The organism is Sphaerimonospora thailandensis (genome assembly GCF_016863115.1).
In the GTDB taxonomy this organism is placed as follows: Bacteria; Actinomycetota; Actinomycetes; order Streptosporangiales; family Streptosporangiaceae; genus Sphaerimonospora; species Sphaerimonospora cavernae.
On record NZ_BOOG01000025.1, the window covers coordinates 41,150 to 56,309 of the forward strand.

Annotated in this window: 12 protein-coding genes; 9 read left to right on the plus strand and 3 right to left on the minus strand. The window is 70.4% G+C overall.

Annotated features, from left to right (window positions below; all coding sequences use genetic code 11):
- Nucleotides 1–99: 99 nt before the first annotated feature.
- Both thrS and Mth01_RS14980 read left to right on the plus strand, forming a co-directional pair.
- Complete coding sequence (gene thrS, locus Mth01_RS14975) at nucleotides 100–2,076, plus strand: threonine--tRNA ligase (RefSeq protein WP_204016460.1); 1,977 nt, start codon at nucleotides 100–102, stop codon at nucleotides 2,074–2,076.
- 85 nt (nucleotides 2,077–2,161) lie between these two features.
- Nucleotides 2,162–2,737, plus strand: a complete 576-nt coding sequence (locus Mth01_RS14980) for an HIT family protein (protein ID WP_204016461.1) — start codon at nucleotides 2,162–2,164, stop codon at nucleotides 2,735–2,737.
- Between the two features lie 26 nt (nucleotides 2,738–2,763).
- Here Mth01_RS14980 and Mth01_RS14985 read toward each other — a convergent pair whose 3' ends face one another.
- The 3 genes from Mth01_RS14985 to Mth01_RS14995 all read right to left on the minus strand — a co-directional run bounded on the left by Mth01_RS14985 (nucleotide 2,764) and on the right by Mth01_RS14995 (nucleotide 8,976).
- The gene (locus Mth01_RS14985; RefSeq protein WP_204016462.1) at nucleotides 2,764–4,878 is read right to left on the minus strand and encodes a hypothetical protein; all 2,115 of its coding nucleotides are present in this window, start codon (nucleotides 4,876–4,878) and stop codon (nucleotides 2,764–2,766) included.
- 150 nt (nucleotides 4,879–5,028) lie between these two features.
- A complete protein-coding gene (locus tag Mth01_RS14990; protein WP_204016463.1) occupies nucleotides 5,029–6,636 on the minus strand; it encodes a glycoside hydrolase family 10 protein in 1,608 nt (535 codons plus the stop codon).
- A 186-nt stretch (nucleotides 6,637–6,822) separates the two neighbouring features.
- A complete protein-coding gene (locus Mth01_RS14995; protein WP_204016464.1) occupies nucleotides 6,823–8,976 on the minus strand; it encodes an elongation factor G-like protein EF-G2 in 2,154 nt (717 codons plus the stop codon).
- Between the two features lie 175 nt (nucleotides 8,977–9,151).
- Between Mth01_RS14995 and pgsA the strand changes: the two genes are divergently transcribed.
- The 7 genes from pgsA (at nucleotide 9,152) to pdxT (ending at nucleotide 15,159) form a co-directional block, all read left to right on the plus strand.
- Entirely contained in the window at nucleotides 9,152–9,757 is a 606-nt protein-coding gene (gene pgsA / locus Mth01_RS15000) for a phosphatidylinositol phosphate synthase (RefSeq protein ID WP_204016465.1), read from the plus strand.
- A complete protein-coding gene (locus tag Mth01_RS15005) occupies nucleotides 9,754–10,731 on the plus strand; it encodes a phosphatidylinositol mannoside acyltransferase (RefSeq protein WP_204016466.1) in 978 nt (325 codons plus the stop codon). The genes pgsA and Mth01_RS15005 overlap by 4 nt, the downstream gene beginning before the upstream one ends.
- Entirely contained in the window at nucleotides 10,728–11,858 is a 1,131-nt protein-coding gene (locus Mth01_RS15010) for a glycosyltransferase family 4 protein (protein ID WP_204016467.1), read from the plus strand. The genes Mth01_RS15005 and Mth01_RS15010 overlap by 4 nt, the downstream gene beginning before the upstream one ends.
- On the plus strand, nucleotides 11,855–12,388 hold the full coding sequence (locus Mth01_RS15015; RefSeq protein WP_204016468.1) for a hypothetical protein: 534 nt from the start codon (nucleotides 11,855–11,857) through the stop codon (nucleotides 12,386–12,388). The genes Mth01_RS15010 and Mth01_RS15015 overlap by 4 nt, the downstream gene beginning before the upstream one ends.
- A 110-nt stretch (nucleotides 12,389–12,498) precedes the next feature.
- A complete protein-coding gene (locus Mth01_RS15020) occupies nucleotides 12,499–13,500 on the plus strand; it encodes a DUF3048 domain-containing protein (protein WP_239089674.1) in 1,002 nt (333 codons plus the stop codon).
- A 157-nt stretch (nucleotides 13,501–13,657) separates the two neighbouring features.
- A complete protein-coding gene (pdxS, locus tag Mth01_RS15025; RefSeq protein ID WP_204016469.1) occupies nucleotides 13,658–14,590 on the plus strand; it encodes a pyridoxal 5'-phosphate synthase lyase subunit PdxS in 933 nt (310 codons plus the stop codon).
- A gap of 8 nt (nucleotides 14,591–14,598) precedes the next feature.
- Nucleotides 14,599–15,159 (plus strand): pyridoxal 5'-phosphate synthase glutaminase subunit PdxT, encoded by a 561-nt coding sequence (gene pdxT, locus Mth01_RS15030; protein ID WP_275408949.1) that lies wholly within the window; start codon nucleotides 14,599–14,601, stop codon nucleotides 15,157–15,159.
- The last annotated feature ends 1 nt before the right edge of the window (nucleotide 15,160 follow it).

The window sequence follows — 15,160 nt, forward strand, 5'->3', positions numbered from 1 at the left end:
GTCCCGCCGGCGCTGGATCTTCCGGAGGCCGGTCCGGGCGGGATGTCCGCGAACTCGTTTCCGCGCGAACGCGCACGAACGCCAGCCGAAGGAGCCACCGTGTCTGCCGCCCTCGAAATACGCATCACCCTCGCCGGAGCCGAGCGTGTGGTGGCGGCGGGCACGACGGCCGGGGAGGCGCTCGACGCCGACGGCAGGTCCGTCGTCGCCGCGAGGATCAACGGCGAGCCGCGTGACCTGGCCGCCGAGGTCGGCGACGGCGACATCGTCGAACCGATCGCCATCGACAGCCCCGACGGCCGGGCGATCCTGCGTCACTCGACCGCTCACGTGATGGCCCAGGCCGTACAGGAGATCTTCCCCGAGGCCAGGCTCGGCATCGGCCCGCCCGTGGAGAACGGCTTCTACTACGACTTCGACGTCGCCGAGCCGTTCACCCCCGACGACCTCAAGCGCGTCGAGAAGCGGATGCGCGAGATCGTCAAGCAGGGTCAGACCTTCAGCCGGCGGCCGGTGAGCGACGAGGACGCCCGCGAGGAGCTGGCGGCCGAGCCGTACAAGCTGGAGCTGATCGGGCTGAAGGGCGGCGCGGCCGAGTCGGCCGAGGGCGCGAACGTGGAGGTGGGCGCCGGGCAGCTCACCATCTACGACAACCTCGACCCCAAGTCCGGCGAGCTGTGCTGGAAGGACCTGTGCCGCGGGCCGCACCTGCCGAGCACCAGGGTCATCCCGGCGTTCAAGCTGATGCGCTCGGGCGGGGCCTACTGGCGGGGCAGCGAGAAGAACCCGCAGCTCCAGCGGATCTACGGCACCGCCTGGGAGTCGCGCGAGAAGCAGGACGAGTACCTGCACCTGCTGGCGGAGGCCGAGAAGCGCGACCACCGCAAGCTCGGCGCCGAGCTCGACCTGTTCTCCTTCCCCGACGAGCTGGGCTCCGGCCTGCCGGTCTTCCACCCCAAGGGCGGCATCATCCGGCGGGTGATGGAGGACTACTCGCGCCGCAGGCACGAGGAGGCGGGCTACTCGTTCGTCAACACCCCGCACATCACCAAGGAGAACCTCTACAAGATCTCCGGCCACCTCGACTGGTACGCCGACGGCATGTTCCCGCCCATGGAGCTGGAGGGCGCCCGCTACTACCTGAAGCCGATGAACTGCCCGATGCACAACCTGATCTTCAGGGCGCGCGGGCGGTCCTACCGCGAGCTGCCGCTGCGGCTGTTCGAGTTCGGCACGGTCTACCGGTACGAGAAGTCCGGGGTGGTGCACGGCCTGACCCGGGTGCGCGGCCTCACCCAGGACGACGCGCACATCTACTGCACCCGTGAGCAGATGCGCGACGAGCTCACGTCGCTGCTGCGGTTCGTGCTCGACCTGCTGCGCGACTACGGCCTCGACGACTTCTACCTGGAGCTGTCCACCAAGGACCCGGAGAAGTTCGTCGGCTCCGACGAGGCGTGGGAGGAGGCCACGGCGACCCTGCGCGAGGTCGCCGAGTCCGAGAAGCTGGACCTGGTGCTCGACCCGGGCGGCGCGGCCTTCTACGGCCCCAAGATCTCAGTCCAGGCCCGGGACGCCATCGGCCGGACCTGGCAGATGTCGACCATCCAGCTCGACTTCAACCTGCCGCAGCTGTTCGAGCTCGAGTACCAGTCGTCCGAGGGAGGCCGTCAGCAGCCCGTCATGATCCACCGGGCGCTGTTCGGGTCGATCGAGCGGTTCTTCGGCGTCCTGGTCGAGCACTACGCCGGCGCGTTCCCTCCGTGGCTCGCCCCCGTGCAGGTCGTCGGCATCCCGATCACCGACGCGCACGCGCCGTACCTGCAGGACGTCGCCAAGCGGCTGCGCGAGCGCGGCGTGCGGGTCGAGGTGGACGTCTCCGACGACCGGATGCAGAAGAAGATCCGTAACGCGCAGAAGGCCAAGGTGCCGTTCATGCTGCTGGCCGGTGACGACGACGTGGCGGCGGGCGCGGTGTCCTTCCGCTACCGCAGCGGCGAGCAGAAGAACGGCGTCCCGATCGACCAGGCGATCGCCGAGATCGTCGACGCCATCGACCGCCGCGTCCAGGTCTGACGCCCGTCCTCTCCCGGTACGGCCCGGCCGTACCGGGGGCAGCGCTCCAGATCGCGGGTCATATGCTGCTGCCAGCGGCAGCGGCATGCACCAGGGAACGGAGGAGAGGGCGAGCGTGGACTCAGAGCCGATCGAGCAGGCCGGTGCGGGGGCGCCCGACAACTTCCAGCGGCTGTGGACCCCCCATCGCATGGCCTACATCAAGGGGGAGAACAAGCCCACGGGGTCGGGTAAGGATGACGGCTGTCCGTTCTGCGAGATCCCGAAGCTTCCCGACGAGGACGGTCTGATCCTCGCCCGTGGCTCCGCCGTGTTCGCCCTGCTCAACCTCTATCCGTACAACTCCGGTCACCTGATGGTCTGTCCCTACCGCCATGTCGCCGACTACGCCGATCTGGACGAGGCCGAGACCGCCGAGCTGGCGGAGTTCACCAAACGGGCGACGCTGGCGCTGCGCAAGGCGAGCGGCGCGCAGGGGTTCAACGTCGGGATGAACCTGGGCGGCGTCGCGGGCGCGGGCATCGCCGCCCACCTGCACCAGCACGTCGTCCCCCGGTGGGGCGGTGACACCAACTTCATGCCGGTGGTCGGGCACACCCGGGTCCTGCCCCAACTCCTGCGCGACACCCGCGACCTCATCGCCGACGCCTGGCCCAGCTGAGCGGTCTGCTCACCCGGCCGGCGGCCTCAGGGCTGCGAGCTCGGCGCCATGGCAGGGGCGGCGGGTTGCTCGTCGATTTGCACCGCGCGGATTCCCGCGCTCAGCACCAGCGGTACGGCCAGGGCCAGCGCCATGGACAGCACGGCCGCTCCCGAGTCGTTGACGAGCATGCCGACCAGTCCGCTGACCAGTGCCCCGAGCAGACCGGCCTTGAGCATGGGCGCCCGCTCGAACGCCACGGGCAGGATCCCCGCGCTGGCCGCGCCCGGCCGGAGCAGCGCGAACACCAGGAAGGCCAGGGCCGCGATCACCACCGGCATCAGGTTGGGGCTGATCAGGGTGCTCAGCATCGCCGTGAGCTTGCGTGAGATCACCGGTAGGAACGTGCCGTCGGCCACCTGCCCGACGAAGCGACCCAGATGGGTCTGCCTGTCGGCGGGGCGTAGATAGTCCAGGTAGGCGATGCTCATGACGAGCACCCCGCCGGCGGCGCAGAAGATCCCCAGCTTGACGACCGACACGCGCTTGCCCGCGACGAGGAGCGTCGCGACCGCGATGCCCGGCAGGAAGGCGATGACCCCGCCGAAGTCGCTGCCCACCCCGGGCCAGCCGTCGAGCAGCATCGCGAACCCGCCGAGGGTGGCCACCAGGGCGACACCGAGGGCCTTCCGGCCGGTGCGGGCCAGCAGATCGGCGATCGCCGTCGTGACGAGCAGGACGGCGGTGGCCAGCAGCGCGAACGGAATGTTGCCGAGGCCGTGGTAACGGGCGCCGACCACTCCCGTGTAGCCCATCAGGCTGTTGAGCTGCAGCGGCGTGCCGGTCAGCAGATCGCCGAGCAGCACCGCCGCCGTGACGGCCGCGATCACGGAGGGTGGCCCCAGGACGCTTCTCCGCCATGGCCCGGACAGGGCCACGGTCGTGAGCCCGGCCGCCGTCACGAGGACGCCCGCGACCAGCGCGATCGTCGGCTGTGCCGTACCGGCCCACGGGAGGAGGTTCACGAGGTAGGTGGAGACGGGGATCGACGCGAGCGCGATCGCGGCGCCCCGGACCAGGGGGAGCCGCTCGCGGCGGCGCAGCAACAGGAACGCGACGACATAGAACAGCACCTGGAGCACGGCCAGCGAGGTGAAGAAGACTCCGGTCGTGTCGCGGATGGTCTGCCCGGCCACGTCGGCGATCCTGAGTTCGGCCACCCGCGCGGCGACCTCGCCGCCCCCCATGGCGTGGGTCTCGACCGGCACTCCGACCACCGTCGAGGGAACGGCGCCGACTGCCCAGGTGAGGATGGTGGCGGTGAGGTCCGGCACGATGATCATGTTGGTCCGGTGGGTGGAGCGCGCGCCCAACGATCCGGCCGTGCCCTGACCGTGCAGCATGGCCACTCTGAGATGGGGGACCGAACCGTGGTCGGCGAGCCCGGCGACCAGGACCAGGCCGTCGCCGAGCCGGGGCAGGATCGCGGTGAGCCGGGCGTCCGCGGCGCGGACCGCCGCCCGGCGGGCCCGGGGCGTCAGCGGCTCGGGCGCCGTGCCGAGCCTGCCTTCCCGAAGGTACGGCGTGACGAGATCGTCGATGGCGACCGCGGTGATTTTGCACCGGGTCCAGTCGGTCACGTCGGCCGGGCTGTCGGCGTAGACGTCCACCCGGCCCTGCCGGTCGGCCAGGGCGAGCGCCGCCCCGGGACCCACCGCCGTCGTGCACTGCCGCCCGGCGTGGGCGGCCTCCCCGAGGGTGCCCACGTACTTCCGGTCCTGAGCCTCCCGCAGCCGGGGCACGTCGGCGACCACGGCCCCCTCGCCCTGCCGCAGCGGCGCGGGCGGCAGGCCGCAACCGCGGCCGACGGCGGACCGGACCCCGGCGGAGACCGTGAGCCAGCCGTCGTACGGGCAGGTGACCCGGCCCACGGTCTTCACGGACAGCGAGCCGGTCGCGCTCTGCCCGGCCAGCCGCCACAGGTTGGGTGTGTCGGCGGGGTTGAGGTCACTCCACATCAGTCCGGGGATCCCGATGAGCGTCACCCGCTCCAGGCTGTGGGCCGCGGCGGCGGGAAGCGCCGGGATCAGCGAGCCGTACAGCAGGCCGATCACGACGCCGAGGATCACACCGCGCATCGCGCCGAGGACCGTACGCCTCACCGAAGACCCCCAACCCGCCGTTGGTCTCGCACATTCGCGATCTTCTAAAGATGCGATTCCGAGAATCTGCGATCTTGAGAAAACTTGCGACCAAAGTACCGGAGCCGAGGGACGGTGCACAGGTGATCTTGCGGAATTCTTTCCGCCGGATCACCGGGCGAGGGTCGCGGGGCTTTCGTTGGTGAGGCGGTCGAGGGTGGTCACGTAGTAGGCGCCGGAGCCGCCGGCGGCGTAGGACGGGGAATCACTCGCCGGGACGATCGCCACCAGGTTGCGGGCGTCGGCCGTGAGGCAGGCACTGTTCTTGGCGGCGGCCGCCTTGCCGGCCTTGCGGTCGGGCACACGGTAGACGGCATACGCGCGGGCGTCCGGCTGGGCCCGCCACTCGAGCCTCCCGTTCACGTTCTTCACCCCCTGAGGGGGCGCGGGCCGCTTCGTCTTGAACCGCTCGGGGAGGGGGAGCAGCGCCGGTCTGCTGTAGTGCCCGGCGACGATGCGGTCGAGGACGGACAGGGGGTTGGCGATGAGGTATTTGGCGCTGAAGTAGACATCGCCCCCGACCTCTGGATATTTCCGGTTCAGGGTGAGATGGGCGGGCAGTTCGCCCGCCTTCTTCCATGCCGGGGTGTCGGTGCTGCCCACGCGGTAGAGCGCCTGGCCGATGTAGAGGTCCACGCCGGTGCCCTTCACCGCGTTCGCCCACCAGGGCACGAGCACCTCGTAGGCGGCGGCGGAGAACCCTCTCGGCCAGTAGAGCTGGGGCATGACGTAGTCCACGCTGCGCGCCTTGATCCACGCCTTCGCGTCCGCGTAGATGCTGTCGTAGGCGGACATGCCCGTGGTGTTCGAACCGCTGGGATCCTCCTTCTTGTTGCGCCAGATCCCGAACGGGCTGATGCCGAACTTCACGTACGGCTTGGCCTCGTGCACGGCGTCCGACACCTGGGCCACCAGCTTGTTCACGTTGTCGCGCCGCCAGTCGGCCTGCTTCATGCCGTCGCCGTACTTCTTGAACGCGGCATGGTCGGCGAACCTCGTGCCCTTTCCGGGATAGGGGTAGAAGTAGTCGTCGAAGTGGACGCCGTCCACGTCGTAGCGTCGCACCACGTCGGTCACGACGCGGGTCACCCAGTCCCTGACCTGGGGGAGGCCGGGATTGTAGTAGAGGCCGCCCTCGTGCTTGACGGTCCAGTCGGGGTGGACCCGGGCCGGGTGGCCGGGCGGCAGCTTGGAAGTGGCCGACTCCGCGGCCCGGTACGGGTTGAACCAGGCGTGGAACTCCAACCCCCGCTTGTGCGCCTCGTCCACCAGGAACGGCAGCGGGTCCCACCCCGGATCCTTGCCCGCCGTGCCGGTCAGCCACTGCGACCAGGGCTCGAGCGAGGAGCGGTAGAGCGCGTCCGATGCGGGCCGGACCTGGACGAACACCGCGTTGAGCCGCCGCTTGACCGCGTTGTCGAGGATCTTGAGGTATTCGGCGCGCTGCCGATGGGGGCTCAGCCCCGGACGGGAGGGCCAGTCGAGATTGCGCACTGTGGCGATCCACACGCCCCGCAGCTGCCGTTTGGGAAAGCGGACGCTGGTGGCGCAGGACTGGGCGGCCGACAGGCGCTCCGGCGCCGCCGTGCCCGCGCCTTTGCCCGCCCCATTGCCTGTCGCGGCCCCGGCCACCGGTCCGAAGGTGTACGCGGCGCCGCCGGTGAGCAACGCGACGGCGGTGGTGGCGATCAACGGGCGCAGGTAGCCCCGATCGGTCATGTGGCGACCCTCCCCGAAATGCCGACATTTCCGGACACCAAGTGTCGCATTGGTAAATGCCGGGTTCGGTCAGCAACGGAAATCCGCCACCTTCGACCTGCGCCTACCGGGGCTGGTGTGACAGGACTCACGCGCTGGGACTGCCCGGGCGTCGGACGATCGAAACCCCGGCGCCCGGGGACGTCCTCATTGCGAGGCCGCCGCGACCTTCTCCGCGAGGTGCGCGGGCAGCGGCTCGTAGCGCAGGAACGACCTGGTGAAGCTACCCGTCCCATGCGACATCGACCGCAGGTCGATCGCATACCTGGTGATCTCCAGCTCGGGCACCTCGGCCCGTACGAGCGTCCGCCCGTTGGCGCCGCCGCCGGAGGACGCGGAGCCCACCGGCTCGGTCCCGAGCACCCTGCCGCGGCGCGACGACAGGTCGGACATGACGGCGCCGACGAACTCGTCGGAGACCAGGACCGAGACCTCGTCGACCGGTTCGAGCAGCAGAGCCTGGACCCTGGCGGCGGCCTCCTTCAGTGCGAGCTGCCCGGCGATCTGGAAGGCCATGTCGGAGGAGTCGACCGAGTGGGCCTTGCCGTCGTAGAGCGTCACCCGGATGTCCACGACCGGATACCCGGCGAGGACCCCGCGCTCCATCTGCGCCCGCACGCCCTTCTCCACCGACGGGATGAACTGGCGTGGGACGACCCCGCCGACGATCTTGTCGACGAACTCCAGCCCGGAGCCCGAGGGCAGCGGCTCCACCTCGATGTGGCAGATGGCGTACTGCCCGTGGCCGCCGGTCTGCTTGACGTTGCGCCCCATGGCCTGGGCCCTGCCGCCGAACGTCTCGCGCAGCGGCACCCGCAGGTCCACCTTCTCCACCTCGACGCCGTGCCGCTTGGCCAGCCGGTCGAGCAGGACGTCGGCGTGGGCCTCGCCCATGCACCACAGCACGAGCTGGTGGGTCTCGGCGTTGTTCTCCAGCCGCAGCGTCGGGTCCTCGGCGACCAGGCGGGCCAGGGCCTGGCTGAGCTTGTCCTCGTCGGCCTTCGACTTCGCCTGGATCGCCACCGGCAGCAGCGGCTCCGGCATCGTCCAGGCCGTCATGAGCAGCGGCTGATCCTTTTCGGACAGCGTGTCGCCGGTCTCGGCGCGGGAGAGCTTGGCCACGGCGCAGATGTCGCCGGCCACGCACTTGGCCACCGGACGCTGGGTCTTGCCCAGGGGTGAGCTGAGCACGCCGACGCGCTCATCGAGGTCGTGGTCCTCATGTCCGCGCTCGGCCAGCCCGTGGCCGGACACGTGCACGGTCATGTCGGGCGTGAGGGTGCCGGAGAAGACGCGGACCAGGCTGATCCGCCCCACGTACGGATCGCTCGTGGTCTTGACGATCTCCGCCACCAGCGGGCCGTCCGGGTCGGCGCTCAGCGTCGCGACCGGCCTGCCGTCGATCGTGGTGACGGCGGGCAGCGGGTGCTCCAGCGGCGACGGGAAGCCCTGCGTGACGATCTCGAGGATCTCGCGCATGCCGACCCCCGGCGCGGCGGCCAGGACCGGGTGGAAGCTGCCCCGGGCCACGGCCTTCTCCAGGTCGTCGATCAGGACCTTGCTGTCGATCTCCTCGCCGGAGAGGTAACGGTCCATCAGGGACTCGTCCTCGCTCTCCTGGATGATCCCCTCGATCAGATCGCCGCGGTACTGCTCGATGATCTCGCGCTGTCCCGGATCCGGGTCCCGCTCCACGCACGTGCCGCCAGCGTGGTCGAAGAACCGCTGAGACAGCAGCCCGAGCAGGCCGGTGCCGTTCACGGGCAGGTAGAGCGGCGCGACGCCGTCGCCGAACGCGTCCTGGCAGCTCGTGAGGACCTCGTCGAAGTTGGCCCGCTGGTGGTCGATCTTGGTGACGACCACGGCGCGTGGCATGTCCACGAGGGCGCACTCCTCCCAGAGCATTCGCGTCAGCCCGTCGACGCCCTCCACCGCCGAGATGACGAACAGCGCGGCGTCGGCGGCGCGCAGCCCGGCCCGCAGGTCTCCGACGAAGTCCGCGTAACCGGGCGTGTCCAGAAAGTTGATCTTTATGTTGTTGTGCATGGTCGGGGCGGCGCAGAGGTTGACGGAGCGTTGCTGACGCACCTCCACTTCATCGAAGTCGCACACCGTGGTCCCGTCCTCGACCCGGCCGATGCGCTGGATGACGCCCGTCTCCGCGAGCAGCGCCTCGATCAGGGTCGTCTTGCCGGCGCCGGAATGGCCGACCAGCACGACATTGCGCACCATGTCCGGCCGATCGGCCGCGGGTACCCTGCCCGCGGCTCCTGTGGTCGCGCCGGTTGATCTTTCGGCCATATCGCCTCCCGAATCCGTCGCTGTACGCGCCCGGGGGCCCGCCCTCGCGGTGTCGTCGTGTCCACGCAGGCGCTTGTTCTTCACCCTTTACCCATGTGGCGCAGATCACAAGACTTTCCGGCCGAATGTGCTTGCCGACCTGCCGATCGCGTTCATGGCCTACGATCGAACAGCGATGTTGAACGTCCTGCGCCCCGTCGTCACCCGAGTCCTGACCCCGCTGGGGCGAGCCCTCGCCAACCGCGGCGTGTCACCCGACGTGATCACGGCGATCGGCACCCTCGGGGTGGTGGCCTCGGCCCTGGCCTTCTATCCGGCCGGTCATCTCTTCGCGGGGTCGCTCGTCATCACGTTCTTCGTCCTCGCCGATCTGCTGGACGGTGTGCTGGCCCGCCTGACGGGCAAGCCGAGCACGTGGGGGGCCTTCCTCGACTCCACGCTCGACCGCCTCGGCGACGCCGCCATCTTCTCCGGCCTGATCCTGTACTTCGTCCTGAAGGATGAGCCGGAGATCGTCCTCGCGGCCGTCGCGCTGTTCTGCCTCGCCGCGGGAGCATTGGTCTCCTACGCCAAGGCCCGGGCCGAGGGCCTCGGGATGGAGGCCAACGTCGGCATCGCCGAGCGCGGGGAACGGATCGCGGTCATCCTGGTCGCGGCCGGCCTGTCCGGCCTCGGCGTGCCGTACATCCTGGCCGCCGGGCTCTGGCTGCTCGCCGCGGCGAGCGGGGTCACGGTAGTTCAGCGGATGGTCCACGTGTACAGACAGGCGGTGGTCCGATGATCGGTACGGCAGGTCCGCCCGGCCGGCCGCGCATCCCGCTCGGCGACCGGATCGTGGCCGCCGCGTTCACGGTGGGCTGGGCCGTGGTGCGGCACGTGCCGGAGCGGGTGGCCGCGTGGTTCTTCCGGGTTCTCGCCGATCTCCTGTGGCGCAGACGCGGCACGTCGGTGCTGCGCCTGGAGGCCAACCTGGCCCGGGTGCTCGGCAGGCGCCCTCCCGGAACCGCCGACGCCGCCGACGCCATCGACCCGGCCGTACGGGCGCTCGCCCGTGCGGGGATGCGGTCATACTTCCGCTACTGGATGGAGCTGTTCCGCTCCGCCCGCTACGACCGCGAGCGGATCCTGGCGGACACCCGCGCCATCGGGGACGAGGCCATCTTCGACAACCTCGGCCAGGGCCGCGGCGTCGTGCTGGCGCTGCCCCACACGGGGAACTACGACCTCGCCGGGGCGTGGCTGGTGCACAAGGGCCACCCGTTCACCACCGTCGCCGAGCGGCTGAAGCCCGAGTCGCTGTTCGACCGGTTCGTCGACTACCGGCAGAAGCTGGGCATGGAGGTGCTGCCGCTCACGGCCAGGGGCGGCGGCAGCGCGATGGCGTTCGGCACGCTCGCCAAGCGCTTGCGCGACGGCCGCCCCGTGTGCCTGCCCGCCGAGCGCGACCTCACCGCCTCCGGTGTGGAGGTCGAGTTCTTCGGCGCGAAGACCCGCATGGTCCCCGGCCCGGCGCTGCTGGCGATCCAGACGGGGGCCGCGCTGCTGCCGGCGACGCTGTGGTTCGAGGGCGGCGGCTGGGGCATCCGGATCCACGAGGAGATCCCGGTGCCCGCCGAGGGCACCAGGCAGGAGAAGGTCACCGTGATGACGCAGACCATGGCGGCCGCCTTCGAGAAGGGCATCGCCGAACACCCGGAGGACTGGCATATGCTCCAGCGCCTCTGGCTCGACGACCTGGACAAGAGAACGTCATGAGGATCGGCATCGTCTGCCCGTACACCTGGGAGGTGCCGGGGGGCGTGCAGGCCCACATCCGTGACCTCGCCGAGGCCCTCATCGCCGACGGGCACCGGGTGTCCGTGATCGCCCCCGCCGCCGACGACACCGTCCTGCCGCCCTACGTGACCTCGGCCGGGCGGGCCGTGCCGGTGCCGTACAACGGATCGGTGGCGCGCCTGGCGTTCGGCTTCCTGTCGGCGAACCGGGTGCGCAGGTGGATCGGGGAGGGCGGGTTCGACGTACTGCACGTGCATGAGCCGGCCGTCCCCTCACTCGGGGTGCTGGCCTGCTGGGTGGCGCGCGGTCCGATCGTGGCGACCTTCCACGCGTCCTACGAGCGCTCCAGGGCGATGTCCGTGGCGGCGCCGATGCTGCAGAGCGCGATGGAGAAGATCACCGCCAGGATCGCGGTGTCCGACGCCGCACGCAAGACGCTGGTGGAGCACCTCGGCGGCGACGCCGTGCTGATTCCCAACGGCGTGACCGTGAGCAGGTACGCCGAGGGCGAGCCGCTGCCCGGCTGGGGTCCCGACGGCGGCGTCATCGGATTCCTCGGCCGGATGGACGAGCCGCGCAAGGGCCTGGCGGTGCTGCTCGAGGCGTTCGAGACGCTCGCGCCGGAGCGGCCCGGCCTCCGCCTGCTGATCGCCGGTCCCGGCGACCCCGACGACGTGCTCGGCCGGGTGCCCAGGGCCTATCGGGACCGGGTCGGGCTGCTCGGCATGGTGAGCGAGGCCGACAAGGTGCGCGCCTATCACTCGGTCGACGTCTTCTGCGCGCCCAACCTGGGCGGGGAGAGCTTCGGCATCGTGCTCACCGAGGCCATGTCCGCCGGGGCGCCGATCCTGGCCAGTGACATCCCCGCCTTCCGACGTGTCCTCGGCGACGGCCAGGCCGGGGCGCTGTTCGCGACCGGCGACGCCGCCGCGCTCGCGAAGGAGGCGGCCAGGCTGCTGGACGACCCCGGCCGCCGCGCCAAGCTCTCCGACGAGGCCCGCCACGCGGTGCGCAGGTACGACTGGTCGACGGTCGCCCGCGAGGTCGTGCGCGTGTACGAGACCGTGACGCACGCGGCGGCCGGCGTCGAGGAGGACGTCTCGTGACCACGCTGATCGTGGTGATCGCGCTCGTCGTGCTCACCGGTGTCTACATCTCCTGGCGTGCCGGGCGGCTGGACCGCCTGCACATCCGGCTGGAGACCGCGCACGCGGCCCTGGACGCCGCCCTGCTCCGCCGCGCCGCCGTCTGCCTTGAGTTCGCCGGCTCGCGCATCCTCGACCCCGCGACCTCGCTCGTGCTCGCCGCGGCCGCCCACGAGGCCCGTACGGCAGGGCCGGACGAGCGGGAGCACGCCGAGAGCGACCTGTCGAAGACACTGCGCGCGGTGGTCGACCAGGAGCGGTTCCGGGAGAAGCTGGCCGAGCACTCGACGGGCGCCGAGCTGCTGACCGAACTGGACAGCGCCGTCGCCAAGGTGGTCTACTCCCGCCGGTTCTACAACAACGCGGTCGCGGTCACCCGTACGGCACAGCGCCGCTGGCTGGCCCGCACGCTGCGGCTGGCCGGGCACACCGACTACCCCGGCTTCTTCGAGATCGACGACGCCCCGCCCGACTCCCTGGCCGTCGAGTAGATCGACGGCCGTCGTTTTTACCCGGCCGATGGGGGAGATGTGGTGATTCGCCGGTAAGCTCATGGCCCCTGTGATAATCAACACGGTCCGGTGATCGGGAGGAGTTCACGGTGCGGGCAGTGATCCGCTTCACGCTGGCCACGGCGGTGGTGCTCACCGGGGCCGCGTGCTCCTCTGACGACGCACCCGGCAATCAGGCGCAGGCGGAGGCGGCCCAGCCGTCCCCGTCCCCGACGCCGCCCCCGGAGCACCCGTTCACCGGCGAACCCGTCGAGCAGCACCGGCCGGTGCTCGCCGTGAAGATCGAGAACACCTCCGCGGGCAAACCGCAGATGGGCGTGCGCAGCGCCGACATCGTCTATGTCGAGCAGGTCGAGGGCGGGCTGACCCGGCTCATGGCGATCTTCTCCTCGAAGCTGCCCGCCAAGGTCGGCCCGGTACGCAGCGCCCGCATCTCGGACCTGCACATCATCCCGATGTTCGGCAAGCCGGCCTTCGCCTACTCCGGCGTGCAGAGCAAGATGATCCCGTTCGTCCGGGAGGCCCCGCTGTTCGACGCCTCCGACAGCAGCATGCCCGGGGCATACTTCCGGGAACCCGGCCGTTACGCGCCCTACAACCTGTTCGCGACGCCGAAGAAGCTGCTGGCGAACGCGCCGCGGGCGAGCAAGGCCGCCGACATCGGCTTCACGTTCTCCGACGAACCGCCCCCCGGGGGCACCCCGCAGAAGAAGGTGTCGGTCAGGTACCCGGCCGCCCGGTTCACCTTCGCCTGGTCAAAGAAGCACAAGCGCTGGCTCGTCACGCAGGACGACAAGAAGGACATGGCGGCGGAGGGCGGCCAGCTGGGCGCGCCCACCGTCGTCATCCAGTGGGTCAAGACCGAGCGTTCCCAGTTCCACGACTTCACCGGCAGCTACACCCCGCTCGTCCACACCGTGGGCAAGGGCACCGGAGTGGTGCTGCGGGACGGCCAGGCATACCGGGTGCGCTGGTCGCGGCCCTCGGAGAAGGAGGGCACGACCTACACGACGGCCGACGGCAGCCCGATGCCGTTCGCCCGCGGCCAGGTCTGGGTGGTGCTCGCCAGCAAGAAGCCCGTCGCACCCTGACCTGCCGTACCGCGACCCGTACGGCGGCGCGGTTGTACGGACCGCACGAAAAGCGTGATCGAATTGGCCGGGGTGGAGCATCCGGATGACGGCGTAACAGCTGACGGACAAGACCTAACATGGAGTGGAATCCGTCGCCCCATCGTGAGGTAGGACCGTGTCCAGCAGCGCCCCCGAAGTCAACGAGGCCCCAGAAGCCAACGAGACCACCGCCGTCGGCACCGCGCGCGTAAAGCGCGGCATGGCCGAGATGCTCAAGGGCGGGGTGATCATGGACGTCGTCACCCCCGATCAGGCCAAGATCGCCGAGGACGCCGGAGCCGTCGCCGTCATGGCGCTGGAGCGCGTCCCCGCCGACATCCGCGCCCAGGGCGGGGTCTCCCGGATGAGCGACCCCGACATGATCGAGGGCATCATCGGCGCCGTGTCGATCCCCGTCATGGCCAAGGCCAGGATCGGACATTTCGTCGAGGCCCAGGTGCTGCAGTCGCTGGGCGTCGACTACATCGACGAGTCCGAGGTGCTGACCCCGGCCGACTACGCGAACCACATCGACAAGTGGCGTTTCACCGTCCCGTTCGTGTGCGGGGCCACCAACCTCGGCGAGGCGCTGCGCCGCATCACCGAGGGCGCCGCGATGATCCGCTCCAAGGGTGAGGCCGGGACCGGCGACGTGTCCAACGCCGTCACCCACATGCGGACCATCCGGGGCGAGATCAAGCGCCTGTCCTCACTGCCGGAGGATGAGCTGTACGTGGCGGCCAAGGAGCTGCAGGCGCCGTACGAACTGGTCGCCGAGGTCGCCAAGGCCGGGAAGCTGCCGGTGGTGCTGTTCACCGCGGGCGGCATCGCCACCCCGGCCGACGCCGCCATGATGATGCAGCTCGGCGCCGAGGGCGTGTTCGTCGGCTCGGGCATCTTCAAGTCGGGCGACCCGGCCAAGCGCGCCGCCGCGATCGTCAAGGCCACCACGTTCTACGACGACCCCGACGTGATCGCGAAGGTGTCGCGCGGCCTGGGCGAGGCCATGGTCGGCATCAACGTGGACGAGATCCCCGTCCCGCACCGCCTCGCCGAGCGTGGCTGGTGAAGATCGGCGTGCTCGCTCTCCAGGGCGACGTGCGCGAGCACGTCCACGCCCTGGAGGCCTGCGGCGCCCGCGCGAGCGCGGTGCGCCGCCAGGAGGAGCTCGACGAGGTCGACGGCCTGGTCATCCCCGGCGGGGAGTCCACCACGATGTGGAAGCTCGCCGTCGCGTTCGAACTGCTCGAACCGCTCCGGCTGCGGATCAAGGAGGGCATGCCCGCCTACGGCTCCTGCGCCGGGATGATCATGCTGGCCGACCGCGTCGAGGGCGGCACCGAGGGCCAGCAGACGCTCGGCGGGATCGACATGGTGGTGCGCCGCAACGCCTTCGGCCGCCAGGTCGACTCCTTCGAGACCGACCTCGACTTCGCCGGGCGCGGGGCGGTCCGGGCGGTGTTCATCCGCGCGCCGTGGGTCGAGTCGGTCGGTACGGATGTGAAGGTGCTCTGCCGGACGGGGAGTAGGATCGTCGCGGTCCGGCAGGGACCTCTGCTCGCGACGTCCTTCCACCCGGAGTTGACCGGCGACGCGCGGGTGCATTCGTACTTTGTCGAAATGGTGAGGGAGCTCTAGG

What these genes read in the sequence shown, in the direction of transcription:
- Mth01_RS14995 (WP_204016464.1), bottom strand. Translation starts at nt 8,976, where the DNA reads ATGGCCGAAAGATCAACCGGCGCGACCACAGGAGCCGCGGGCAGGGTA.
- pgsA (WP_204016465.1), top strand. Translation starts at nt 9,152, where the DNA reads ATGTTGAACGTCCTGCGCCCCGTCGTCACCCGAGTCCTGACCCCGCTG.
- Mth01_RS15010 (WP_204016467.1), top strand. Translation starts at nt 10,728, where the DNA reads ATGAGGATCGGCATCGTCTGCCCGTACACCTGGGAGGTGCCGGGGGGC.
- Mth01_RS15005 (WP_204016466.1), top strand. Translation starts at nt 9,754, where the DNA reads ATGATCGGTACGGCAGGTCCGCCCGGCCGGCCGCGCATCCCGCTCGGC.
- Mth01_RS14980 (WP_204016461.1), top strand. Translation starts at nt 2,162, where the DNA reads ATGCACCAGGGAACGGAGGAGAGGGCGAGCGTGGACTCAGAGCCGATC.
- Mth01_RS14990 (WP_204016463.1), bottom strand. Translation starts at nt 6,636, where the DNA reads ATGACCGATCGGGGCTACCTGCGCCCGTTGATCGCCACCACCGCCGTC.